Source organism: Pedobacter sp. 01T416_2 (assembly GCF_056398925.1).
On the sequence record NZ_JBFTQI010000722.1, the window covers coordinates 1 to 2,980 of the forward strand.

The 2,980-nt window shown below is 38.9% G+C and carries 6 protein-coding genes; all 6 read left to right on the plus strand.

From position 1 onward, the window contains the following. The first annotated feature begins 71 nt into the window (after positions 1-71). Positions 72-650: a Crp/Fnr family transcriptional regulator gene (locus AC1DPQ_RS23040; protein WP_477610996.1), complete on the plus strand. Its 579-nt coding sequence runs from the start codon at positions 72-74 to the stop codon at positions 648-650. 93 nt (positions 651-743) lie between these two features. Beyond that, on the plus strand, positions 744-1,280 hold the full coding sequence (locus tag AC1DPQ_RS23045) for a YceI family protein (RefSeq protein WP_477610997.1): 537 nt from the start codon (positions 744-746) through the stop codon (positions 1,278-1,280). 10 nt (positions 1,281-1,290) lie between these two features. After that, positions 1,291-1,509: a tautomerase family protein gene (locus tag AC1DPQ_RS23050; RefSeq protein WP_131531439.1), complete on the plus strand. Its 219-nt coding sequence runs from the start codon at positions 1,291-1,293 to the stop codon at positions 1,507-1,509. An 11-nt stretch (positions 1,510-1,520) separates the two neighbouring features. Beyond that, positions 1,521-2,267, plus strand: coding sequence for an SDR family NAD(P)-dependent oxidoreductase (locus AC1DPQ_RS23055; RefSeq protein ID WP_477610998.1), 747 nt, complete (start codon positions 1,521-1,523; stop codon positions 2,265-2,267). A gap of 74 nt (positions 2,268-2,341) precedes the next feature. After that, on the plus strand, positions 2,342-2,722 hold the full coding sequence (locus AC1DPQ_RS23060) for a nuclear transport factor 2 family protein (RefSeq protein ID WP_477585669.1): 381 nt from the start codon (positions 2,342-2,344) through the stop codon (positions 2,720-2,722). Position 2,723: 1 nt separating this feature from the next. Next, on the plus strand, positions 2,724-2,980 hold a 257-nt coding region (locus AC1DPQ_RS23065), incomplete at its 3' end, for a nitronate monooxygenase (RefSeq protein ID WP_477610999.1).

Below are 2,980 nucleotides of genomic sequence, written 5' to 3' on the forward strand. Positions count from 1 at the left end.
ACTCCAGACTTCGGACTACTGACTCCTCAACTTCCGACTAACCCCAATAATTCTTACCTTTATTTCAAGCTATGGATCCTAAAGAAACACTAAAAGCGCATATTTTAAAAACCGCTACTTTAACCGACAAAGAGTTCGATTATTTATTTTCCCATTTCAAGTTAAAGTCTTTTAAAAAAGGGYAGGCCATCATTAGCGAGGGAGACAAGGTAGATCACGAATATTTTGTGATCTCGGGTTGTTTAAAAGCTTTTTTTATCAACGATGAAATCAAAATGTATATCCTGCAGTTTGCGATGCCTACCTGGTGGACTTCAGATTATGGCGCCCTATACAACCATACCCGTGCAACCATAAGCGTAGATTGTATTAGCGATGCAGAAGTATTATGTCTTTCTAACGATGACCGCGAAAAAATCTGCAGCGAAATTCATCAGGCTGAACATTTTTTCCGTTGGAGAACAAACAGGGGCTATCTGGCTTCGCAGAAAAGGCTGTTATCTTTTATGAATAACGATACCAAAGCCCGCTACGAGGAACTTTTGGCCATGTATCCTCAACTCTATAATCTCGTGCCTAAACATTTAATCGCAGCCTATTTGGGTGTTTCCAGAGAAACCCTGAGCAGACTTTACAACGCACAAAAATAACGTTTGCAGAATGTGATGTACATCACCTAAGCCCTGTAAAAATCCTCCTTTACTTTGTGTTGTCAAATCACTAACGATTGATAAAACAAAGAAATGGAAACTACAAAATTTGAAATTGTAAGCGCTCAAAGCAACATCAACTGGACTGGTAAAAAAGTTACCGGTGCACACAATGGAACCATCACGATTAAATCGGGTTCACTAAGCTTAAACGATGGTAAACTCAGCAACGGGAGCTTTATTATCGATACCACGTCTATCGTAATATTGGATGTTACTGACCCTGCAACCAATGCGCAATTCGCGGGACATTTATTCTCTGAAGATTTTTTTGCAACCGATCAGTTCCCAGAGGCCACATTTGTCATTACAGCTGTTGATCAAACCAATGAAGATAATACAGTAATTACTGGTGATTTAACCATTAAAAGCATTACACATGCTGTAATTTTTGCAGCAGATGTTGTGGTTAATGGCAATACCTTAACAGCTTCTGGTAAAATCTTTATCGACCGTAACAAGTACAACATGAAATTCAGATCAGGTAACTTTTTCACCAACCTTGGCGATAACCTGATTTACAATGAATTTGAACTTGATGTAAAATTAACAGCATCATTAACTATTTAATCGAACAGCCATGCCATACGTAAAAATAGAAGTAACCCGCGAAGGTGTTACCCGCGAACAAAAACAGACTTTAATTAGTGGAATAACCAAATTGATTACCGAAGTATTGGATAAAGATCCAAAGCTTACCCATGTAGTAATTCAAGAGATCGAATTGGATGATTGGGGCTATGCAGGCGAGCAGGTATCGGTATTGCGCGAAAAAGGGATAACAGCAAACAATAAATAATCATCAAAAACATGAAAACACTAACCGTAATTATAACAGGCGCATCAACAGGCATTGGTCGCGCCATTGCAGGTTTATTTTTGAAACAGGGTCACAATGTGGTGATCAACGCTGCAAATGAGAACRATTTAATTACTGCTTTCAACGAATTAGGATCGCACCACCAATTGGCGATGGTAGCTGGCGATATCAGCAATATAAACACAGGTAAACGATTGGTAGAAACTGCCATAGCGCGTTTTGGTGCCGTAGATGTGCTGGTAAATAATGCCGGTATTTTTGAACCAAAACCTTTTTTAGAGGTAGATGAAGCGTACCTGGACAAATTTTTGAACATCAATTTAAAAGGCACATTTTTCACTACTCAGGCAGCCATCACGCAGATGTTGAAACAAGATGGTGGTGCTATTATTAACATCGGAACTGTATTGGTAGATCATGCCATTGGAGGTTTTCCTGCTACAGCACCCATTTCAAGTAAAGGTGGCATCCATGCTTTAACCAAACAATTGGCTGCAGAGTTCGGCAAAAACAACATCCGGGTAAATGGCATCGCTCCTGGGATTATTAGAAGTCCGTTACAGGCCAAAAATGGCATTAGTGATGCAGATGCGTTTGCAGGTTTACATTTATTAAACCGTATTGGCGAAACAGAAGATGTAGCTCAACTCGCCCTGTACCTGGCAGAAAGTAATTTTGTAACGGGCGAAATCATCAATTTAGACGGAGGCCATGTAGCAGGGCATCACATTGGCTAAGGATAAAAATTAAAACAAGAACCAGGTATGCAAAGGGAATACTTAACCCCGGGCATACCTTAAAAATTAAAACCATGAACAATTACACTGAAAACGCAAATGCAATAGCAGAGGTACTGTCATCTTATTTTAAGGGAGTTTTTAATGGAGACACAGCATTGCTCAGAAAAATATTTCACCCCCAGTCTATATTGGCCGGTGATGTAAATGGCCTTCCATATTTTAAAACACTGGATGAATATTTAGAAGGGGTAAGTAAGCGCAAAAGTCCGCAGGAGCTCAATGAAACATTCCACATGGAAATATTGTCGATAGAAATTATCAATTCTATTGCAATTGCGAAAGTTCATCTGCCTATTTTTGATTTTAATTATTACGATCTTTTGTCGTTAAATCTAACCGATAGCGGGTGGGTGATTGTGAATAAACTTCTAACCAACGTAAAAATTTATTAGGATGTGGAATAGAACTAAAATAACCGAACTTTTAAAAATCGAATATCCGATTTTATTAGGCCCAATGGCAGGTGGATTTTCAACACCTGAGCTTTTAGCAGCCGTATCAAACGCTGGTGGTTTGGGCAGCTTCGGCGCATATACCTTAAGTCCTGAAGAAATTATAGAAACCGATAAAATTGTTAGAACAAAAACAGATAAACCTTATAACATCAACCTATGGGTGAATGATGTAGATGAGTGTTTGCTTAATTATCC

Coding starts and splice junctions, on each gene's coding strand:
- AC1DPQ_RS23045 (WP_477610997.1), top strand. CDS start 744: ATGGAAACTACAAAATTTGAAATTGTAAGCGCTCAAAGCAACATCAAC.
- AC1DPQ_RS23050 (WP_131531439.1), top strand. CDS start 1,291: ATGCCATACGTAAAAATAGAAGTAACCCGCGAAGGTGTTACCCGCGAA.
- AC1DPQ_RS23060 (WP_477585669.1), top strand. CDS start 2,342: ATGAACAATTACACTGAAAACGCAAATGCAATAGCAGAGGTACTGTCA.